Annotated in this window: 26 protein-coding genes; 6 read left to right on the forward strand and 20 right to left on the reverse strand. The window is 53.3% G+C overall.

What is annotated here, in order from left to right:
• The 16 genes from AC27FC_RS14850 to AC27FC_RS14925 form a co-directional block, all read right to left on the reverse strand.
• Positions 1 to 619, reverse strand: a 619-nt coding sequence (locus AC27FC_RS14850) for a phage tail protein (RefSeq protein WP_181573910.1), incomplete at its 3' end; no start/stop codon positions are given.
• Positions 616 to 1,224 carry a phage tail protein I gene (locus AC27FC_RS14855; protein ID WP_039260511.1) on the reverse strand — a complete coding sequence of 203 codons (609 nt, stop codon included), beginning with the start codon at positions 1,222 to 1,224 and terminating at the stop codon, positions 616 to 618. The genes AC27FC_RS14855 and AC27FC_RS14850, both read right to left, overlap by 4 nt.
• Positions 1,217 to 2,125 carry a baseplate assembly protein gene (locus tag AC27FC_RS14860; protein ID WP_033146687.1) on the reverse strand — a complete coding sequence of 303 codons (909 nt, stop codon included), beginning with the start codon at positions 2,123 to 2,125 and terminating at the stop codon, positions 1,217 to 1,219. The genes AC27FC_RS14855 and AC27FC_RS14860 overlap by 8 nt, the downstream gene beginning before the upstream one ends.
• Before the next feature lie 5 nt (positions 2,126 to 2,130).
• Entirely contained in the window at positions 2,131 to 2,481 is a 351-nt protein-coding gene (locus AC27FC_RS14865) for a GPW/gp25 family protein (RefSeq protein WP_064673337.1), read from the reverse strand.
• On the reverse strand, positions 2,478 to 3,119 hold the full coding sequence (locus tag AC27FC_RS14870) for a phage baseplate assembly protein V (protein WP_033146689.1): 642 nt from the start codon (positions 3,117 to 3,119) through the stop codon (positions 2,478 to 2,480). Before AC27FC_RS14870 ends, AC27FC_RS14865 begins: the two co-directional genes overlap by 4 nt.
• A gap of 112 nt (positions 3,120 to 3,231) precedes the next feature.
• Complete coding sequence (locus AC27FC_RS14875; protein WP_196355063.1) at positions 3,232 to 3,699, reverse strand: phage tail protein; 468 nt, start codon at positions 3,697 to 3,699, stop codon at positions 3,232 to 3,234.
• Positions 3,662 to 3,907, reverse strand: coding sequence for an Rz1-like lysis system protein LysC (gene lysC / locus AC27FC_RS14880; RefSeq protein ID WP_233095367.1), 246 nt, complete (start codon positions 3,905 to 3,907; stop codon positions 3,662 to 3,664). The genes AC27FC_RS14875 and lysC overlap by 38 nt, the downstream gene beginning before the upstream one ends.
• Entirely contained in the window at positions 3,795 to 4,220 is a 426-nt protein-coding gene (lysB, locus tag AC27FC_RS14885) for an Rz-like lysis system protein LysB (protein WP_196355062.1), read from the reverse strand. Before lysB ends, lysC begins: the two co-directional genes overlap by 113 nt.
• Positions 4,217 to 4,726, reverse strand: a complete 510-nt coding sequence (locus AC27FC_RS14890) for a lysozyme (RefSeq protein WP_196355061.1) — start codon at positions 4,724 to 4,726, stop codon at positions 4,217 to 4,219. The genes lysB and AC27FC_RS14890 overlap by 4 nt, the downstream gene beginning before the upstream one ends.
• Positions 4,710 to 4,931: a phage holin family protein gene (locus AC27FC_RS14895; RefSeq protein WP_029741404.1), complete on the reverse strand. Its 222-nt coding sequence runs from the start codon at positions 4,929 to 4,931 to the stop codon at positions 4,710 to 4,712. Before AC27FC_RS14895 ends, AC27FC_RS14890 begins: the two co-directional genes overlap by 17 nt.
• Complete coding sequence (locus tag AC27FC_RS14900; RefSeq protein WP_023309248.1) at positions 4,922 to 5,125, reverse strand: tail protein X; 204 nt, start codon at positions 5,123 to 5,125, stop codon at positions 4,922 to 4,924. Before AC27FC_RS14900 ends, AC27FC_RS14895 begins: the two co-directional genes overlap by 10 nt.
• Positions 5,126 to 5,304: 179 nt before the next feature.
• Positions 5,305 to 5,745: a DinI-like family protein gene (locus tag AC27FC_RS14905; RefSeq protein ID WP_196355060.1), complete on the reverse strand. Its 441-nt coding sequence runs from the start codon at positions 5,743 to 5,745 to the stop codon at positions 5,305 to 5,307.
• Positions 5,746 to 5,854: 109 nt separating this feature from the next.
• Positions 5,855 to 8,044 (reverse strand): replication endonuclease, encoded by a 2,190-nt coding sequence (locus tag AC27FC_RS14910; protein WP_196355059.1) that lies wholly within the window; start codon positions 8,042 to 8,044, stop codon positions 5,855 to 5,857.
• Position 8,045: 1 nt separating this feature from the next.
• The gene (locus AC27FC_RS14915) at positions 8,046 to 8,267 is read right to left on the reverse strand and encodes a TraR/DksA family transcriptional regulator (protein ID WP_033146695.1); all 222 of its coding nucleotides are present in this window, start codon (positions 8,265 to 8,267) and stop codon (positions 8,046 to 8,048) included.
• A complete protein-coding gene (locus AC27FC_RS14920; protein WP_029741400.1) occupies positions 8,267 to 8,494 on the reverse strand; it encodes a DUF2732 family protein in 228 nt (75 codons plus the stop codon). The genes AC27FC_RS14915 and AC27FC_RS14920 overlap by 1 nt, the downstream gene beginning before the upstream one ends.
• A gap of 68 nt (positions 8,495 to 8,562) precedes the next feature.
• The gene (locus AC27FC_RS14925) at positions 8,563 to 8,901 is read right to left on the reverse strand and encodes a DUF5347 domain-containing protein (RefSeq protein ID WP_033146696.1); all 339 of its coding nucleotides are present in this window, start codon (positions 8,899 to 8,901) and stop codon (positions 8,563 to 8,565) included.
• A 227-nt stretch (positions 8,902 to 9,128) separates the two neighbouring features.
• On the opposite strand from AC27FC_RS14925, the gene AC27FC_RS14930 reads away from it, so the two are divergent.
• From AC27FC_RS14930 to AC27FC_RS14940, 3 genes are read left to right on the forward strand one after another with little or no spacing between them, the layout of a single operon-like run.
• Positions 9,129 to 9,704: a phage repressor protein CI gene (locus AC27FC_RS14930; protein ID WP_047060318.1), complete on the forward strand. Its 576-nt coding sequence runs from the start codon at positions 9,129 to 9,131 to the stop codon at positions 9,702 to 9,704.
• A gap of 2 nt (positions 9,705 to 9,706) precedes the next feature.
• Positions 9,707 to 10,726 carry a phage integrase gene (locus AC27FC_RS14935; protein ID WP_196355058.1) on the forward strand — a complete coding sequence of 340 codons (1,020 nt, stop codon included), beginning with the start codon at positions 9,707 to 9,709 and terminating at the stop codon, positions 10,724 to 10,726.
• A complete protein-coding gene (locus AC27FC_RS14940; RefSeq protein ID WP_196355057.1) occupies positions 10,723 to 12,468 on the forward strand; it encodes an ATP-dependent nuclease in 1,746 nt (581 codons plus the stop codon). Before AC27FC_RS14935 ends, AC27FC_RS14940 begins: the two co-directional genes overlap by 4 nt.
• Before the next feature lie 311 nt (positions 12,469 to 12,779).
• Here AC27FC_RS14940 and AC27FC_RS14945 read toward each other — a convergent pair whose 3' ends face one another.
• Positions 12,780 to 13,034 (reverse strand): hypothetical protein, encoded by a 255-nt coding sequence (locus tag AC27FC_RS14945; RefSeq protein WP_196355056.1) that lies wholly within the window; start codon positions 13,032 to 13,034, stop codon positions 12,780 to 12,782.
• Between the two features lie 71 nt (positions 13,035 to 13,105).
• Between AC27FC_RS14945 and AC27FC_RS14950 the strand changes: the two genes are divergently transcribed.
• Positions 13,106 to 13,816, forward strand: coding sequence for a hypothetical protein (locus AC27FC_RS14950; RefSeq protein WP_196355055.1), 711 nt, complete (start codon positions 13,106 to 13,108; stop codon positions 13,814 to 13,816).
• A gap of 804 nt (positions 13,817 to 14,620) precedes the next feature.
• Positions 14,621 to 15,790 (forward strand): coiled-coil domain-containing protein, encoded by a 1,170-nt coding sequence (locus tag AC27FC_RS14955; protein ID WP_033146698.1) that lies wholly within the window; start codon positions 14,621 to 14,623, stop codon positions 15,788 to 15,790.
• On the opposite strand, the gene AC27FC_RS14960 is transcribed toward AC27FC_RS14955, so the two are convergent.
• Complete coding sequence (locus AC27FC_RS14960) at positions 15,791 to 16,555, reverse strand: siderophore-interacting protein (protein WP_069303328.1); 765 nt, start codon at positions 16,553 to 16,555, stop codon at positions 15,791 to 15,793. It abuts the gene before it with no gap.
• Between the two features lie 148 nt (positions 16,556 to 16,703).
• Here AC27FC_RS14960 and AC27FC_RS14965 point away from each other — a divergent pair, with 148 nt between their 5' ends.
• The gene (locus AC27FC_RS14965) at positions 16,704 to 17,198 is read left to right on the forward strand and encodes a PadR family transcriptional regulator (protein WP_094934446.1); all 495 of its coding nucleotides are present in this window, start codon (positions 16,704 to 16,706) and stop codon (positions 17,196 to 17,198) included.
• Here AC27FC_RS14965 and AC27FC_RS14970 read toward each other — a convergent pair.
• A complete protein-coding gene (locus AC27FC_RS14970; protein WP_023333505.1) occupies positions 17,195 to 18,754 on the reverse strand; it encodes a methyl-accepting chemotaxis protein in 1,560 nt (519 codons plus the stop codon). The genes AC27FC_RS14965 and AC27FC_RS14970 overlap by 4 nt on opposite strands.
• A gap of 337 nt (positions 18,755 to 19,091) precedes the next feature.
• Positions 19,092 to 20,612 (reverse strand): methyl-accepting chemotaxis protein, encoded by a 1,521-nt coding sequence (locus tag AC27FC_RS14975; protein ID WP_196355054.1) that lies wholly within the window; start codon positions 20,610 to 20,612, stop codon positions 19,092 to 19,094.
• Between the last annotated feature and the right edge of the window lie 36 nt (positions 20,613 to 20,648).

The following is a 20,648-nucleotide window of genomic DNA, read 5'->3' on the forward strand; positions in this document are numbered from 1 at the left end:
CTCCCAAACCAAGGTTTTTGAGAACCTCAGCGCTTAACCCCGCATCGGCAATTTCTTTTAACGCATTGGCGATTAAAGGGTACTGTTTATGCGGATTATCAGCAGCAATATGCTTTTTCATCTGATCATCAGCGTAGCCCTTTACCTCAATAACTTTATCGTCAACGTACTGACGCGTTGCCAGCACAACCGACGGATCAATTTTCAGGGAAATTGATGATGTGCTCGACACAATAAGAATCATGCGGATGGTCTGCGTGCGGCCACTGCCTTCCTGCAGCTGAGGCTTATATGTCTCCGGGCAGTTAGCCACGGCGATCAGAATGCCGTCGTCGTCATAGAGACCGATCTCTCGGATCCAGAAACCGCCCTCATTCTCGGGAATAATCTGTTCAGCGATGATCTGGCTGGTATTGTTTGGGTCAACAGCGAGCAGGTTCAGCGGCGCTATGCGTTTTTGGTTGACGAGCTTCGTCTGCGCCGGGTCGGGGGTTGGCAACGTTCCGTTGGCGTCGCCTACCGCCATTTGCGTCAGGTTGAGTTGCGTACCAAGTGCCGTCGCGTTAGCTAGCCGCGCCGCGCCCTGATTCGTCAGTATGGCAAAATATTTTGCGGTCATGCGTTCACTCTCAGGTTATCAATCAAATGGATGGCCGAGGCCGGGTAATAATCACCACTGACAATAAGTTCCTCAGTGGTATAGGGGTAAACAGCCAGCGCATCGCCGTGATAGCATCCTGCGCCAACATAAAACTCTCCCGTTGAGCTCAGGCTGATAGCCAGCCCGGTCATGTGTCTACTTGCCGGTTTGGCATCCTCAATGAGCCGTTCAAGCTCCTGATACATTTCGTCAGTGATGCCGTTATCAAGCACACCGACAACCAGACGGAATGTGCCAGGCTCCTCACCGAGCTGCCACCACTCGCGCACCTCAATCAAAAAGCCAAGCGGTTCCACCACACGACGCAATGCGCTGATGGTTCCTTTGTGCTGATGGACGAAAAACGAGGACATAATGACGCTGCGCTTCGTGCTCTCCGGCCACGCCTCATCCCAACGGTCTACCGACAGCGCCCATGCCAGGTAGGGAAGTAAATTCACCGGGCACGCGCTGGGGTTCCATAAGGTGCGTAGCGGTACCGGCACTCGTTCAATATTCGAGAGCGCAGCGGCAGCGGCGACTTCCAGCGGCGAGGATCCAACGGGTAACAGCCTTTCACTCATCCGAACCCCCGATCGCTATCTGATACGAGGTACAGTTCGAGGCCTGCGACTTACTCAGTACAATGTCAGAGTGGGGAGATTCCAGTTCCACGCGCTGCACGCCTTCAACGTGAAGTGCTGCATAGATGGCCGAGAGACGAATATCGCGTCCAAGGCGATGCTGCGCGCTGATATAATTCTGCAGCTTCTGCTCTGCAGCTTGCCTGATGGGTTCAGCTTCTGGTCCGGGATAAACGTAGAGCGTTGCGTTTATCTTGTAAGGCACAATTTCTGCTGACTGGACAGTTACACGATCGCCGACCGGGCGGACGGTTTCAGCGTTAAGCGCTTTTTCAACAACCGCCAGTAGTTCAGGACGAGCGGTACCATCACCCTCACGGGATAACACCGAAATCGTCACGTATGCGGGCTGAGGGCTTTCAACTGAAACGTCAGCGACCCGTCCGTCGGCGCTTCGACCATGATATTCATAGGCTCCAACCGGTCCCGCGACGCTCAACCCTTCAAAGGCCTGCTGCGCACGCAGTCGCAGGTCAGCATCAGACTCCATGACGGCAGCCGTTGGCGGAATGGTAGTGTCATCGCCCGGGGTGATGGTCAGGCGTTCGGTATTATTGTTTCCCGCAATAACGTCCAGATCGTGACCGGAAGAATAGGCCAGCGTCACGGCCAGCGCAGCCTCATTAACCCGCTGGCGCCAGATAACTTCCCGGTAGGCATTCTCCTGCAGCAGCTTCACAATCGGCTCGGATTCCAGCGTCAGCGTCCGTGCAATCGCCTCTCGCTCCTCTTCCGGATAGAGGGAGACAAAGGTGGCCTTTCGTTCTGCCAACAGCGTTTCATAATCCACCTCCTCCACGACATCAGGCGCGGCGAGCTGGCTCAGATCAACAATAGCCATAGCGTTTAACTCAGTGAAATGGTGATAGAAAAGGATTGCCCGGAGGTCGGGCGCGTGCCGGTGATATCGACATACAACGTCCCGTCGTTCTCCGAACGCTCGAAAGTGATGGCCGTCAGGCTTATTCGCGGCTCCCATTTCTGGATGGCGGAATAACAGGCGGCCATGATTTGCAGACGCAGCGCCGGGCTCTGCGGCCTGTCGATCATCGCCGCCAGCAGCGAGCCGTAATCCCGCCGCATGACCCGCGAGCCAATCGGCGTAATCAGAATGTCGCGCACGCTTTGCCGGATGTGTTCCGCCTCTGAAAGGCTAAGCCCGGTCTGCCTGTTCATCCCCCTGTAACGCACCGTCATTGTGTCCCCTTAGTCCAGCTTCCGCCGCTTTGCACACTGCCGTGCGCGTGGTTATCCACCTGCACCCCGTTGGAGGTGAATTTACCGCCGGAATGCTCAATATTTCCGGCCATCACACCGCCCTTCTGCACTTCAAGAGAGGCGGTAATTAACTTGTTAGTGCACACCACTTCAGGCGTATCCAGCGTGATGCGGGACGTTGACGTCACCCTCACCTCCGGCACGGTGGCGGTCAGCGATTCAGAGGCGGTAATATCGGCCGTTTTAATGCCTGTAACCGTCAGCGCCCCGTGACCGGGTTCGTACTCGATGACCGCCCCGTCAGGAAACGAGACGTGGAACGCATCAGGCGACCCGGACGGCGCCGGATGGTCGTCAGAGAAAATGCCGGGCAGCACAAAAGCGGTATCAAGCTCGCCGCCGATGGCCAGCAGCAGCACCTGTTCCCCCTCGGAAGGGGCCCACCAGACGCGCGAACGTCCCGCACGACAGGTGAGCCAGTTCAGCCAGGTGGTTTTCATCCCGCCGGTCTGGACACGACAAAGTCCTCTGCTGAGGTCAACATCGGTCACAACACCGATACGAATAAGATTGCGGATCGCGCGAGCGATGCCGTTCATGGAAGTTAATGTATTCATGAGAAGAGAATGCCGTTCAGGAGGAACGGCAGCAACGAGACGGGGTTTTCTGCGGGATGATACAACAAGCGGTCCAGACGGCAGGCGGATGGCGGCCTTCAGCGCGGGGAAATTACTCCTCCCACTGGCTGACCAGCTCGCCGTTGACGTACAGCGCCTTCGGCCGCGTGACGGGCTCCGGCAGCGGCGGCTCGGGGGAATACGTCGCGTGCAGAGCGCCCTGCTCCTGGGAAACAAGAATACGCTCGGTTAATTGCACGCTGATGGTGATATCCATCGTATCGTCATCGTTTAAGACGATCGCGAAGGTGTAACCGTTTTTACGGCCTTCATCGAGGGTAAAAATATCCGGCTGGTTTTCCCGAAGCCAGGCCAGCACCGGGACGAAAAATCCCTCGCTGTCGCCGGTGAAGCCGCTAACCTTCACGTTCAGCGCATACCGCTTTTCAAAGGAGAGCGAGGAGGCCTGGCGGGCGTCAATATTGCCGCCTCCGACCGACATCTGCAGGCGCTCCGGGTTGGCATTGAGTTGGGGGATCGCGTCAATTAATGCCTGACGCAGGCTCTTGAGTTTGTGCATCGAGTTTATCCTGACAGTCTTTAATGGTTTCAACCTGCAGCGCGCAGGCGATAAGGGCGTATTCCAGCCTGCGAATATCCGCGCTGAGATCGCCGTTAGTGGCGGGTTCGCTTCCCGGCATCGGGCAAAGGCTCACCTTCGGGCAGGCGTTGTAAACAATGTGCTGCGGAGGCGCAGGCGGTGCGGGTGTGCAGCCTGCGGACAGCATCAGGCAGCTGAGCGGTATACCAGCGGCGTAACGCTTCATTTTCATTGAGTAATCTCCCGATAGTCGCTTCCCGTCTTGCCCCCTCCTCGCCCGCCGTGACAAGCTCCTCACGGAGCCTGACCTGGGCGTTTTCATTTGCTCTGGCCATCCGCTGCGACAGGGACAGCTGCTGATTAAGCGTGGCGAGGGCCGTTTTTTGCTCGCTGGCGACCCGATTGGCCGTAGCTAAGGAACGGGACAGGTTCAGATTGTCATGACGAAGCCACAGCGCGATGGCCAGCAGCCCGGCCAGCGCCAGCATGAGCGTTCTCATGGCAGCCCCTTCATGCACCAGGCCTTCTCGCGGACGCGACGGTTTTCCAGCCCGGCATTTTTGACGCCGTTGACGTACACCCAGCGGGTAAGCTGCCCGCATGCCTGCACCCACTGTTTACGTTTGATAAAGGACATCAGCGTCGAACGGCAGGCGGCGCCTGCGCCGACATTAAAGGTAAAACTCACCAGCGCGTCATAGACCCGGGGCGGCATCTCTACTGGCGCACACGCCGCCAGACGCCGCTCAACATTGAGCACATCAGCGACCAGATTTACCGCGGCCTCACGCTCGGTAATGTCCCGCGTCGGCACAACGTTTGCCGTGTGGCCAATGCCGGACGTCCATACGCCGGCGCTACACCGGTAGGGCGAGAGGCGACATCCTTCGAGATCGGCAATCAACGCCAATCCTTCCGGGGACGTTTTCAGTAATCGAAAGTCAGGCATCAGCACCGCCAGGGCCAGCACGCCGGCGACGCTGCAACGCTTAATGATTGAGTTCACGAATGCTCTTCTTATCGAGGCCAAGAGACTGGAGATAGCGCCAGGTTTTTCGCTTAAACCAGTAATTCGTTAATGCGGTAAAAATGGCGCAAAGACTCCCGACGTACAGCGCGACTTTTTCAGGAGACATCGCCCCGAACCAGGCCAGCGCCACGGCCAGCCAGTAGGCGATAAACGTGGTGATTTTCTCCAGGCTCAGTCCCATAGGTTTACGGATTCTTTTGTGGGGGCGCTATTCACCTCCGGCATCTCTACCGGCGTGCCGTGAGGCAAGATAACGCCTAACTCCGCGAGGCCAGGATTGGCCTTCAGAACGGCTTCAACGACGCCAGCCGTGCGCCCATAAAAGCGGGCGCAAACGGCATCAAGCGTGTCCCCCTGCATTGCATAGATTTTCATCAGACGCTCCCAACATCCGGTTTCCAGGTACTGTAGAGTTTCCCGGGCCAGCAGGCTTTTCGCTATCGCTGACGGATGGACAATCGCGGGCACAACAGATCGTCCGCGAGCGGCGAAGCGTGGTTCAACGGAAGCGCAAAACAGGAATGAGGGTGTTGGTACGGGTGATGACGCCGGGGCTAGCGCCAGCTCTCGTCTTCCCAGACTTCCCGGAGGATAGCGTCCAGCGCCTCGCGATCGGCTTCTTTTTCAAGCCCCTGGAGCTCGACACCCGTCACCGATCCTATTTTCACGTTCACCCGCGATGACGGAAACAGGTAGCGTATTCTGCGGGTCAGTTCGCACTGAAAGGCCTCAACGACGGCATGATCGATCTGCTGATCTTTATCGAGAGTAATGTTCACCCGAACGTTACCCTCTTTTTTGATTCGTTCCGGAACAGGCGATGCTGAGAACACAACGGTAAATGCGTTGTTCTTGATTAAATTTCCCCGCGCTATCTCAGCAATCAAATTCAGGGCAATCTCACGATCTCTTTCCTGACACGTTCCTTCCGTCGTCAGTCGCGCAATCAGCTCGACTCGTTCAATCATGACCTGCTCGTTCAACTCTCTGTCCACATAACCTCCACCACGAGATACTGTATAAACATACAGTAGCACGTATTCACAAAAAGAGTGAAGCGAAAAATCAGAACCCTTCACGGTATGTACATGATATGGATGGAGATTAGCGTGCCCTCTGAGCGAAGAGATCCGTTAAAAGCCCAATACGTTCAAGGATTTTCCGCGCCTTTTGCTGGTAAGAACACGGTGCCGGAAATAGCGATCCGTCAGCTGCGCCCCTGCACCATTTATCGTTAAAGCGGCTGATGCCTCCCGCCATAAGATGCAGGGCTTCTGCCCGGCTGATGGCTATCCCGGTGGCGAGCCGTATCTCATCGATCACCTTCTCCGGTACCCCGTTCTGCGGGTCGCTCGCGAAGACGACGGGCGCTGTCGCGCCAGGGCGGATGAATTTGATGCGTTCGGTTAACGCCCGCCTCGCACGTCGGCTGAGGGGTTGAGAAAGATCGGTCTGCGTACAGTTATTGACAGAACTCCGAGAGGATACGGGCGCGTCCTTAAGATCCGCGGCCCGCTTCGGCACAATTTTCCACTGCGTGAGCCGGGTTAAAACTGGGCTGCCCGCGCCAACGGCAGAATCGTACACGCCGCGGATGCGGACCGTTTCCTCGCCGTACTGGTTAAACCCGGCGCGCGGCTCATACAGCGTGCGCACCTGTAAATCATCGCGACGCACAAACGGCCCGCCCTGCGCAGTAACGTAACCCGCCCAGTCCCCGGCGTCGGCAGCCTCCTGGACGGCGGCAAACTCAACGCTCAGACCGCGCGCGGCATCGGTATCCACCAGACGCCGCAGCTCGCGGTAGACCGTAACCGGCGCGCCGCCGATGAACTGAAACTGGCGAATGTGCCAGCGCCCTGCCCAGGCCGACACGGCGGACGCCGTCTCCTTCAGCAGCCCGCCGCTTTCGCTATCGGTCTCGCCATCGAGCGCATAGCCGTCGATATTCTTTGAGATGTATTTGGCGATATAGCCGGTAGCGCTGCCTTTCTGCGGATCGATCGCGTCCGCGTGAAAGCGCGCCTGTCTGGCGCCTTCGCTCTGCAGCTCGGCAGCATCCTCCTGCCGGGCATAATCCCCGATAATCCGGCGAACGCATTCGACGTCTTCCGGCAGCATAAACATCAGCATGTGCCAGTGGGGTGTACCGTCGTGATGGGGTTCCGCAACGCGGATACCAAAGATACGGCGCCCGTCCCGGTGCAGTTTTGCCCTGATACGCGCCCACAGGCGGGTAAAGTAGATTTGCGTATCCGCCGGGCTGGCCCCGTTCCACTTCGCGTTGGGGAAGCCTGATTTCAGCGTCGCGTGATACTGCGCGGGCGCGGTTAAGGTATAGAACTCGCCCACGTAGCCCAGCGCCTCACAGATATTTTCAAACCCGCGGATGCGGGTCATCAGTTCACAGCGACGTATCGCCGGGTTGGCCGCCGAGCTGTCGTATTTTTCAATCAGGCTGATGCGGTTGCCCTCTTCATCTTCCAGCTCCATGCCCTTGAGAAATTCGCGCGTGCGGCGCTTCTGCTCGCGCCACTCGGTCACGCAGCGTTTGCTCGCATACGCCGTTCTCCGTTTGCTGACGTTGCCGAGGGCGATCTGCAAATGCTCGCGCCAGGCAGCCGCGACCCGACGCAGACGCCCGCGCCACCACGCCTCGGAAAACATGCGGATCACCGCCGCGGCAACGTCATCTTTGTTGAAAAACGTCTTCGACACCCGCTCCCAGTGCGGTGGCGACACGTTGAACTGCCGGGCAATCAGTCCGGCGCGCTGATACCAGACGTACAGCGTCTGGTATTCGCCCATCTCAGCATCATTAATATTCGCCAGCTCGCCGCGAATAAAGCTGGCGATATCTGCGGCCAGCAGGTCGATGTCCGCGCGGGACATATCAGGAAGGCGGTTATAGCGGGCAACCAGTTCGACCATCCGCGAGGCGAGGTATTGCAGAAGCAGAGTGTCGAAATGGCCGTCAAACACGGCCCTGGAGACCTCGTCGTGCAGGCCTGTGCAGGCATAGCGTTCAGAGACCCGCCTCAGACGGGGCAACATCCTTTTGCAGAAGCGGATCAAAAAGGCGTTAGCCTGCGGGCTGCCCCGATGCTGTTCGAGGGCGTCAACCGTGCGCCAGACCTCGAAGCGTACGCAGTCTGGCTGCTGTGAGAGGGCAATTCTTGCCTGCTGCAGCGCCGCGAAAAGGCGATCGCGGCGCTGCTGTTGGGCGTGGGTGAGATAAGGGCTGGCAATGGCCGACCGTGGGGCATTCCACGGATAAGCAAATGACGTAGCCAACTTATCCTCCCCGGACGTGTTTATTTTTCATCTCCGCGATCTCCTGGCAGGTCACGCACAGGGCTACGCCAGGCACCGCTATTCGGCGCGCCTCCGGTATCGGGGCCTCGCAGTCCTCGCAGAGGAAACGCGAAGGCGATGCGGGTCGTCTGCGGGCGCGATTAATGTAACGCTCTCTGTCCTCCTGCTCGCGCACCTGCGCAAGATCGATAAAATCGGCCATCAGTGTAGCTCCTGGGATTCACGCTCGTAGCGGGCCGCCTCGTGGCACAGCAGTTCGGCAACGTCTTCTCCGCTCATGCCGGTTTTGTAGATATGGCTCGCCAGGGCCTCCAGACGCAGGGAGACCGCGAGGGCTCGCGCGCATCGTTCCTCTGTTTTTGCCTCTGCCAGCAGGCGCTTCAGTTCTTCACTTCCGGTCGGATAAGGGCGGTTTTCACTGTTTCGCATCACGCGTTCTCCTTAAATTCAGGCAAAAGGATGCCCGGCGGGTTTACGCCATTAGTTTTTGGGTTGGGTTATATCGGCATGGTCAGCCGTTCAGGAAATAAACTCACGACAGCACGAAAATGATTCATGGCGTTAATCAGCGCCCTTTTCTCCTCTGTGGTTAGCTCACTGAGCTCGCACTCATGACGGGCGACGGGCAATCTCGCCAGGAAAAAGAGGGCGGCCAGCGCCCTGCTGTTCTCCTCAAAACAGGGATCGCGCTTATCGCGCAGCTCAGCCATAAACCGCGCCAGCTCTTTTCCGCTATCGCTCCCGTATCGGGCGCGCAGTTCAGCGATGTGGTTAAGCCCGCTAAGGCGAGCTCCCACGCTAAGTGGAACCCTTGCACGGGCAGCTTCTATCGCCATATCTCCCCTCGCGTAAACTCACGCACGCTAGTGCGCTGAAAACGGGCAGAGCACGGTTTTTTCCGCCGTTTGATGATTGCGATTTCAGATGCCATGCTGCATGATTCCCATTTTGATAATGTCTGCAATCATTAGCCTCTGTTTGCCAACGCCTGCCGCTGATTGCCCGAATTTGTAATGATACTAATACTCAATTGAGTATTAGTAAACACCCAAAGGAATATATTTTGATTTTAGATTCTCAAGTGAATAATGAAGAGTTACTCGATAGAATCTGTCAGGTATATGGTTTCACGCAGAAAATCCAGCTGGCCCGGCACTTTAATATCGCCGCCAGCTCGCTTCAGAACCGCTACGCGCGCGGTACCGTCTCTTACGACTTTGCGGTTCAGTGCGCGCTGGACACCGGCGCCAGCCTTCGCTGGCTGATGACCGGACAAGGTGCGCAGTTTGAAGGTCACCCCGCGCCGGGCGATCCGGTTTCGGTTTCCACATTCACACTGAGTGATGGAAAGCTGGAAGAAAATACCACTTTGAGTATTGACTCTGGTTTCTTTAGCAAACCGCTGGCTCGCGGCATCGCCGTTCGGGCGGAGGGAAAGCTGCACTTTATTGAAAAAGAGGCATCGTTAACCGACGGCCTGTGGCTGGTTGAGATTGAAGGCACCGCCAGCATCCGCGACCTCACGCTGCTGCCGGGTAAAAAACTCCACGTGGCGGGCGGCAAGGTTCCGTTTGAATGCGGTATCGACGAGATAAAAACGGTGGGGCGCGTGGTGGGGATTTACAGCGAGGTTAATTGAGGGTGGGTCGTGAGAATCCTACTGGCGGTTGGATTTGCGAGCCCTATCCAAACGGGGCAATAGGCAAACGTATCAAAAAGAAATTCGCCACCAAAGGCGAGGCGCTGGCGTTCGAACAGTACACCGTTCAAAACCCGTGGCAGGAAGAAAAGGAAGACAGGCGCACGTTAAAAGAGTTGGTTGACTCATGGTATAGCGCTCGTGGCATTACTTTAAAAGATGGCTTAAAACGCCAGTTAGCGATGTACCATGCTTTTGAGTGTATGGGCGAACCACTCGCACGCGATTTCGGTGCGCAGATGTTTTCCCACTACCGGGAAAAGCAGTTAAAAGGTGAGTATGCCCGTTCAAACAGGGTGAAAGAGGTATCGCCTCGTACGCCTAATCTTGAGCTGGCCTACTTCCGGGCGGTATTCAATGAGCTAAACCGCCTCGGAGAATGGAAGGGTGAGAACCCGCTGAAAAATATGCGCCCATTCCGCACAGAAGAAATGGAAATGGCCTGGCTAACTCACGACCAAATTTCGCAACTGCTCGGAGAGTGCAAAAGGCATGACCACCCTGATTTAGAAACAGTGGTAAGAATCTGTCTCGCCACTGGCGCACGCTGGTCTGAGGCCGAGAGTCTGAGAAAAAGCCAGCTCGCGAAATGCAAAATCACATACACCAACACAAAAGGCAGAAAAAACCGCACTGTCCCAATCAGCAAAGAGCTCTATGAGTCTCTGCCTGATGATAAAAAAGGCCGTTTGTTCAGTGATTGTTATGGCGCGTTCAGGTCAGCTCTAGAAAGAACAGGCATCGAATTACCGGCAGGGCAACTTACCCACGTTTTGCGCCATACCTTCGCCAGTCACTTTATGATGAATGGTGGTAATATTCTGGTCTTGCAGCGCGTACTCGGCCATACCGACATCAAAATGACGATGCGATATGCTCATTTTTCACCTGATCATCTTGAAGACGCAGTAAAATTCAACCCATTAAATATTAATAATGAAATTAAAGGAGATGAGTTTTGAATTCTATACCAAATTTATCAATTACTGAGTTATCATTTTCTGGTGGACAAACACTAAAACTCTCTAAGAGAGATAAGTTATTAATTGTTGGACCTAACAATAGCGGAAAATCACAATCAATCAGAGATATTGTAATCTTACAATCTGAGCATCAAGGCACCCCCATAGTCGTTACAAGTATAAAAACACAAAAGAATTTCGACAAAATATCACTCGAGAATTATCTCAAAGAAAATGCGGCATTAGTAAATGGAACGTATCATATAGGAGCCGCACAAGTGCACATGAATCATGTTTCAACTTATAGTGGACACGAAAAAATATATTCACTATCCAAATTATTCACTAAGCAAATAAATGCAAAAGACAGATTAAATATATGTGAACCCCAATCTAGCATTGATTTAACACAACCAAAAACAGTTCCACAGCATGTCCTTTATGACAATAGTGAATTGATGGATAAAGTTAGTGCTATTTTTAAAAAGGCGTTCAACAAAGAATTAGCTTTCGATTATCGCGCGGGAAAAACGATACCAATTCACCTTGTTGAGAAGAAAGATCTTGACCATATTGCTGATCGTGTAAGCAATGAATATGTTAATTTGTTGAGGGAATTTCCACGATTAGATAAACAAGGTGATGGAATTAAAAGTTATGCGGGAATTTTGTTTGAAACCATTGCTCATAACTACGATGTTACAATGATTGATGAACCCGAAGCATTTTTACATCCACCACAAATGCGGAGATTAGGGCAAACACTTTCAGAGGAAGTAAATGGGCAATTGATAGTTGCTACTCATAGTAGCGATATTCTCCGAGGTTTTCTTGAAGGAACAAAGGGAGACCTCAAAGTTATAAGAGTAAGAAGAGACAACAATGTTAATTATATACATGAACTAGATCAGACAATCGTAAAAGAACTATGGTCAAAACCAAATCTGAGATATTCAAATGCATTAGAGGCTATTTTTCATGAGCAGGTAATTATCTGCGAAGATGATAGCGACTGTAGATTATTCAATTATGTTGCAGATCATCTGATAAATGAACATAACCATATTTTTCCTGACACATGTTTTGTTCCAACAGGCGGAAAGCATGCTATACCAGGAATTGCAAATGCACTACGATTATCCGGCGTTCCTGTCAAATCAATTTTCGACTTTGATCTTATTTCAGAAAAAAACATATTGAAAAAAACTTTATTGGCTTTTGGTTGTGAGGTCGAGAAATTGGATAAAGTTTTAACTCTATGGGATCAGATAAATGCAGAGATAACGCAAAAATGCAAGGTAATTAGTAATGAGGATATCAAGAAAAATATTCTTGAATTTCTAGAAAAAACACCTGCAGATAAAGTTTCAAAGAATAAAATAGAAGAATTTTTCAAACAAAAGAAACCATGGAGTCATGTTAAGGATAATGGTATAACCGGATTACCTAAGGGTAATATACGTAAGATATTTCATGAATTCAATAATGAGCTAAAAGCCTTGGGAATATTTCTGATTCCAGTTGGTGAAATTGAGAATTTCAGTGCAGAAACTGGCCTTCATGGTCCTGCCTTTGTTGAGAAATTTCTCACTGAAAGGAATGTTGAAGATGACGATTTGAAGAGTCTTAAGGATTTCGTCTTTGAAGTTTTCAGCTCAAAAATTTCTAATCCAGTTTTAGCATTAAAAGAAACCATCATTGGTGGCGATAAAGTGGCGGTAGAAATGGCGAATAATGGGTAATCATTGGCAAATAGTGGCAATCTATGTCAATGATAAATAACGCAAAGCAATGATTTTCGGTTGTTGTGATAGGCACTCATAATCGCTTGGTCGCTGGTTCAAGTCCAGCAGGGGCCACCAAATTTTAGCTTTGCAATCATATAATTAAGCCACTCCAGCGAGTGGCTTTTTTCTATGTTACTGACAGCGGCCCTTTATCGTCCCCCTACTTCTTAACTGAGCCCGTTCCCAATCCAGACCCCAACTGTATGACGCAGAGCAGAACAGGCTTAACTTCGCCTCGACGACCACCTTGCGGGTCAGTTTTATGATTAGCTTTTGTATCGAGTGAAATGCCGGTAAATTTTTTTCGTTGCCAAAATGGCGAGTACGCCCAGGAGAATTGAAGCTAAGCCAAGGAAAACTAGTAAAGAAAGGAGATGACTGAACAAGCCACCAAAGCTAGTGAAATCACTCAATCGTGCAAACTGCTCCGGAGTGAGTACACGAACGACGATCTCTGGAATAGTTAGAAAGAAAATAATTACTACCAGAACATAAATTGCCACTCTACCGCTTTTTTTCATTATCTTCCTTGCCCCCTATGACAACGATGATCAATTATTGACAGGGTCATGTTACAACAAGGGAAATTACAATGGCAGAAGGCTATGCAAAAATGAAGCTGCAATCAGAAAGGAATTTAGCTCTGGCGCTTACCAAAGCATTGCGAGAAATACAAGCCACCAATATGAGCACTATCGAAAATCTGAAGCTTGGTACACAGCGTTTAATGAACTATGGCTCGTGCTTGATACCAGACGATTACTACCGCAATGCCTGTCGCGAGCTAATAAATGAGGACCGCCGTCTAACATTAGCACTTGCTGAAATTTATAATCGAAACGATGTTGCTCTTGATATGGTTGAGATTTACTTTCGGAAAACTCTCAAACGACTTGGAGAGCAAAAGAGTAGCAATCTCGCTGTCTTTCTTAAAAAGGAATTAGGCGATAAGGCTTATGAGTACGCCGAAAAATCCAGCAAACTAGCGCTGTCCTTAACTATTGCAAAGCTCATAATCAGTAGTGGTGATTTTCATCAGTCGCATATCAGAATGGTCAATTCATTATCATCAATGTATGTTAACGGCGCCATAATCTATTCGAAAGCGCAGGTAGCTGCATTAGCGGCTAATAAGCTCAAATTTCAGGATTCAGAATATTATCAGGCCTTGTACCAACAGAATCTTGAGATGCTTTATTTTCTTATTGAACCACAAATGACAAAAATAATTTATCAAGTTGAATCAGGTGGAAACAATGAGGAAATAATCGGCGATGCTTTATATGAGTTATTAAAAAGATGAAACGAGCAATATTATGGTTTCTGCAGTCTTATATTTATTACATCCCTATAGCACTCATCGTTGCTGGTGCTTATATATTCGCGCGTTTCCTGCCTGACTATTTTGGTATTCTTACCTTTGCAGGGATCATCATTGTTACCTATTTTTATGTAAAACATAATCGTTGGTTCTGATGGGAGTAGGGAAATCAACAGCCCTCACGCGCGCGCGCAAAAAAAGCCAACCCCGTACTCTCCAGGTGTTGGCCCTATCTTAAAGCTGCGACAATCTCACCATGTTAAAACACGTACGCATGTCCAGCGTAAATTCGTTAGAAACGACATGTGCCTTCAATCGATATACAGATGCTCAACTGGCGTGTAGCTACGCCTGCATCTAACGCGAAGTCAGATAACTTTACGCGAGCCGTATTCACGGCCAGGATTGTCCTGCCTGCTGCCTGAGTATTCCTTCTCTTACCTCCACACTGCCCGCCCCCCGGAAGGGAACTGGAATCCCTCTGGTATCCCTCTCTTTGGTCCACTGCCTAATCTACAGATATTTTACCGAACCGTAATGCCTTTACTTGCGTATTTTGCGTAGGGACCCGCCTTGCTTTAGAGATAATTACTCTATATTTCAATGAATTAGATTTAACCTCATAAAGCAACTCTCTTATTTTCCTGTTAAGCGCCCATCTTCACACTCTGTAAATTCTAAAGAAATCCCCCATCGCGCCGATCATCATCCGTGTGTATTATTTCCTGTAGCTTTTACAACAACTAACCTTAACTCAAATACTTAAGCGCCAAAGCGAAAGGCATCATGAGCACACCGATCAAACGGCTAGAAATCATTAAAAATGCCATTGAACTGGAAGATGACGACATCATCCAGAGCCAGCTGACACGCCTGAAAAATGAAGCGTTTGACGATGAGCTACAGGCAATCGTCGTGGCGCTTGAGGAGAAGAACTACACCGCTGCGATGGCGGCAATTACCGCCTGGCTGCAGGGCCAGCGCGCCGTAACCCAGTGGCGAGATCCGCAGGTGGCCGCCAGCAAGCTGGAGCTGAAGGCGCTGGAAGAGCGTCTACGCGATCTGATTGACCGGCGCAACGCCCGGGTGCAGCAGCTTGATGAGTTCAACGATCTCTATTTTTCTCGCCTCGGGCCGCTGATGCAGCAGATCCTCGCCCTGCGTAAAACGCTGGCCGAGCTCAATCTGCGCCGTCAGCAGGCGGAAGCGCGTCGTCGCGAGGAAGATTACCGTCGCTGCCAGCGCTATATGGCGCAGGCGGTAGAGGTGCTGGCGACGCTCACCCAGCGCTGGCGCGATCTCCCGGCCGACTCCGTGCAGGCCGCTGAGGCGCGTAAGCATCTGGAACAGCAAAGCAATCTGATTGCCAACCTGCTGGCCGAAGCGCTGGAGCTGGAGAGCGGCTTAACGCGCGAAGAGGAGCCTGCGCGTCAGGCGCGCGACGACGCTAACGAAGAGTACGAGAAGTATCGCGAGCAGCATCACGATGCCGAAGTGCGGCTGCGCAAGGGCAAGGATCTTTCGGAAGAGGATCGGAACGAGCTCAAGCGCCTCTGGCGGCAGGCGAGCAAGCTCTGCCACCCGGATCTGGTGGCGGACGACCTGAAAGAGGAAGCTAACGCGATGATGGTCCAGCTCAACCAGGCGAAGCAGCGTGGCGACGTTAAAACCATTCGCTCACTGGTGGCCCGGCTGCAGCAGGGCTTTGAGCCATTGATGGCAAGCGACAGGCTGAACGATCTGGAACGTATCCGCAAAAAAATGGCGCAGGTTCGCGAGCAAATCGACATTTTAGTGAACGAGCTGGCGGAGCTGGAGAAAGAGGAGTCCTGGCTTCTGGTCTCGTCGCTGAACAATATGGAAGCATACTTCGCTCAGCAGGAGAAAGCGCTGCACGAGGTCCGCGCCTCGCTCGAACATCAGGTGAGCGAAGCGCAGCTGGATTCCGCCGCCTGATTATTTGGCGTGCCAGTATGCGCTGGCACGCACCAGTTGAGGGTCAATCGCGTCGGTTTCAAACTGACGGCTCAGCGTCTTCACTACCTTCCCTTCCCCGGTCAGCCAGATGAAGTAATCTTCCCCTGGAACGGTCAGCGCCGCCAGATGGTCCGCTACCGCCTGCTCGCTGTGGCCCACCACCCAGGTGATTTCGAACTCGCTCAGGTGTGCCAGATAGTCTTTATAAGATTCGTCCCCGACCGTCACTACCGCATGAACCTGCGGGCGAACCGGCAGTTTAGCAATGCTTTCTAAGCGTCGACGCAGCGCGGGCATGCCGGACTCGTCGCACACGTACAGCTGCCAGGCGTAATCCTCCGGCACCACCAGCGAACCACGCGGACCGCCGATGGTCAGCCTGTCTCCCGCTTTCGCCTCGACCGCCCAGCGGCTGGCAATGCCGCCGTCGTGAATGAAGAAATCGAGTACCAGCTCATGGTTTGCCTCGTCGTACAGCGGCGTGTAGTCGCGCGTCTGAGGACGTACGCCGTCACCCCAGTCGATGCCTTCATCGGTGACCACCGGCGGTACAAATACCGCCCCAGGAGCCGGGAAAAAGACTTTTGTATGGTCGTCGAAACCGCGGGAGCTAAAGCCCTCCAGCTGCTCGCCGCCTAAAACAATGCGCTGGAAACCCGCGCTGGCGCGCTCAACGCGGAGCACCGTCAGCTCGCGAAAGCGCAGGTCATTACGAACACGCTGTGGGTAACGGGTAGATGCCATTTTTAGCCCCTTCTATGGTGAATACGATATATCTAAATCAATTATCCAAATGATAATGATTACTAGTAAGTAAAAATGCAAGATCTTTTAGATTGCATCTGAATATATCTTAGATATAGTTTAGATATATCAAATTGAGAGAGCTACTATGCGACACGAACACGACAGCGGCAGGCGCCGACCGCGCTTTTTCGGCCACGGCGATCTGCGGCTGGTGATTCTGGATATCCTGACCCGCAGCGCGAGCCACGGCTACGAGCTGATCAAAGAGATCGAGAACCTGACCCAGGGGAATTACACCCCGAGCCCAGGAGTGATCTACCCGACCCTGGATTATCTTCAGGATCAAACCTTTATCACCATTACGGAAGAAGAGAACGGTCGTAAGACGATTACGATTACCGCTGAAGGACAACGCTGGCTGGACGAAAACCGGGAACAGCTGGAACAGATCCAGGTGCGTATCAAAGCGCGTTCCGTCGGTTTTCAGCTGCGCAAAAACCCGCAGATGAAGCGGGCGCTGGATAACTTCAAAGCGGTGTTAGACCTGAAGGTGAATCAGGGAGAGCTCAGCGACGCGCAGCTCAAGCAGATTATCGGCGTTATTGACCGCGCGGCGCTCGAGATCTCCCAGCTGGACTAAGCCGGAGCGTGCTCGCTCACGCGGAAGACGCGTACCAGCTCCTTCAGGTGCATCGCCTGTTCGTTAAGCGATGCTGCCGCCGCGACGGACTCCTCCACCAGCGCGGAGTTCTGCTGGGTGGTGGCATCAATCAGGCCAATCGCGCTGTTAATCTGCGAGATACCTTCCGTCTGCTCGTGGCTGGCCTGGCGGATTTCGCGCAGGATCACGTCCATCTCTTCCACGTTGCCGACCATCCCGTTGATCAACGCACTCGCTTTTTCAACCAGGTTCATCCCGTCCTGGGTCTGGCTGGTAGAGCTCTCAATCAGCTCGCGGATTTCGCTGGCAGACGACGCGCTCTTCTGGGCAAGCTGGCGAACTTCACCCGCCACCACCGCAAAGCCGCGACCGTGCTCGCCGGCGCGCGCCGCTTCCACCGCCGCGTTCAACGCCAGAATATTGGTCTGGAAAGCAATAGCGTCGATCAGGTCGATAATGTCGGACATTCGGTTCGATGTTTCGTTAATCAGGCGCATTTTGCTGGTCACCTGCTTCATCATCTCGCCGTTGTTTTTGACCACCGTGGCGGCATCCGCCGAGAGGTTGGTCGCTTCCCCGGTATGCGAGGCGGTATTTTTCACCGTTGCGGTGATCTGCTCCATCGAGGCGGCGGTCTGTTCTACAGAACTTGCCTGCTCTTCCGTGCGCGCGGCCAGATCCTGGTTCCCGGCGACAATCTGCGCGGCTGCGCTGGAGATATTCTCCGAGCCGGTTTGCACCTGCTGCACGATGTCCAGCAGTCGCGTTTTCATCTCCATCAGCGCATGCAGCAGCAGACCCGTTTCGTCTTTACCATGTGGCGTGATGCTGCCCGTCAGATCGCCCTCAGAAATGGCTTTTGCAAAATGCACCGCCTCGCCGAGCGGACGAGTGATAGCGCGCACGATAAACCAGCCAATCAGGCTGCCTGCCGCAACGCTAAAAAGCGTGAGCAGGATCAGCAGCAGGCGGTTAGACCTGAAATCCCCTTCCACCTGCGCGCCGGCACTCTGCATCTCGCTGTTTTGAATGGTAATCAGCTCCTTCACCTTCGCTTTATAAGCCTGCTGCACGGCGAGGGTGGTGGTCATCATCTCCTGAATAGCGCCCGCACGATTGTTGTTCTGCACCGCCTGCAGAATGCGGTAGCGCGAGTCCAGATACTGCTGGCGCACGCTGCGGATCTCCGCCAGAACCTGCTGAGACTTTTGATCCTGCAACGCGTTGTTCAGCTCGCCCAGGATCACCGTGATGTGCTCGCTGATCTCTTTCAGGCGCTGCTGAGATTGCCCCGTATAGGTGCCCTGCTCGTCCAGCAGCATCAGCTGTTGAGTGCTAATAAATTCCTGGAAGTTATCGATTAACTGGTTCGCTTTTACCGTGGTCGGATAATCACTGGTAATAATCGATTGCATCCCGTTATTAGCCCGGTTCAGGCTCAGCAGAGACAGGCTCGCACTGATGGCCATCAGGACAATAAAGAACCCGAACGCCAGAAATAATTTCGTGCCGATCTTTACGTCATGTAAAAACATATTTTCTCCATCGATGTGATTATTTCTCAGACGATCGCTGTTATCGGTAACGATTTCGCTAACTTTATGAGTTTGATCGTTTTTTTATTTAATAACCCCCGCAATGCATAGGTGTAGGCTATTAATGTAGCCTCATCGATCGTTACCAGACCGTCAAACGGGGTATTTTCGAAATAGCATTCTGAAGAACTGACTTAGGCAGGAATAAATAACTGAGGCAATTTCTTTAGTTATTTAATATTAAATTAACAATAAACCACATTAATAGTCACAATCAGAAAAATAAAAAGCCGTTTATTCCCTACGGTATAAACGGCTTTTTTGGAACATTACTGACTCAGTGGAGCACAGTCACCGCATCCTTTAGGCGTCCGGCGCGGTGCTTCACCATTGCAGAAATGTGGGCGCTCTCCTCGACCAGGTCGGCGTTTTTCTGCGTGATGCTGTCGAGTTCGGCCACCGCGCGGGTCAACTCTGACAGCCCGGTTGCCTGCTCGGAGGTCGCGTGGCTGATCTGGGCGATAAGCTGCGTCACGTTTTTCACCTGCACCACGATATCATCCATCGTGCGGCCTGCGGCGTGAACCTGCTCAGAGCCGGACTGCACCTTGCTGGCGCTGGCATCAATCAGTTTACGAATATCATTGGCGGCACTGGCGCTGCGGCTGGCGAGATGGCGCACTTCGCCCGCGACCACGGCAAAACCTTTTCCCTGCTCTCCTGCCCTTGCCGCTTCAACCGCCGCGTTCAGCGCCAGAATATTGGTCTGGAAAGCGATGTCGTTAATCAGGGAGGTAATCGAGCCAATTCGCTGCGTGCTGTCGGCAATGTCATCCATGGTTTTGACCACGGTCTGCATCGCGTTGCCCCCTTTCGTTGCCGCGCTGCTCGCGGCCATGGAGAGTTTATCCACCTCGGCGGCGGTTTCAGAGTTACTCTGAACGGAAGCGGCCATCTGGTTCATTGTTGCGACGGTCTGCTGCACGTTCGCCACGGTCTGACGCGTGCGATCGTTCAGGTCTTCATTTCCCTGCGCCAGCCTGTCGCTGCCGTCACGGACGCTCACTACCTGGCTCGACACGTCATTGATTAACCAGCGGCACATCAGGCCCAGCTGCCCGACCGCGCGCAGCGTCAGCCCGAGCTCGTCGCTGCGGTTCAGATGCTGCACGCTGTTGCGCTCACCGGTTGCGACCTTCAGGGCCTGTTGCGCCACATTCTCTACCGGGCGGACAATCTGTTGCTCAAACAGCAGCGTTCCCAGCAGCATCACCACCGCGGCAGCAACGAGCGGCATCCACCCGGCGGAAGTCGCGACCAGCGTGGCGGCGAGTAGCGCAAAAAGCGCCGCCATCACGCTACGCACGCGCCAGCGCAGCGGCATTGCCGGCAGTTTGCCCAGCCAGCCTTTTCCAACCACCAGCCCCTTGTGCACGCGTTTCTTACAGCTCCCGTCGTTCAGCGCCCGGTAGAGCGGCTCCACGATCGCAATCTCTTCGGCTGTGGCTTTGGTGCGAATGGACATATAGCCCGTCACCTGCCCGCGGCGCACCATCGGCACCGCATTCGCACGCACCCAGTAGTGGTCGCCGTTTTTGCGCCGGTTTTTGACAATTCCGCTCCACGGCTCGCCCTGCTGCAGCGTGTACCACATATCGGCAAACGCGGCTTTTGGCATGTCGGGGTGGCGGACCAGATTGTGCGGCTGGCCCGTCAGCTCATCAAGCTGGTAGCCGCTCACCTGCACAAAGGTGTCGTTGGCGTGTGTAATGTAGCTGTGGACGTCTGTGGTAGACATTAAGGTGGTGTCATCGTCCAGAGGATATTCATTCTGGGTGACATAGGTTGGAGAGGACATCGTGGGCATCCCTTGCAGGTTATTTGAATGTTAATT

It is taken from the genome of Enterobacter sp. C3_dUdeg (assembly GCF_057536195.1).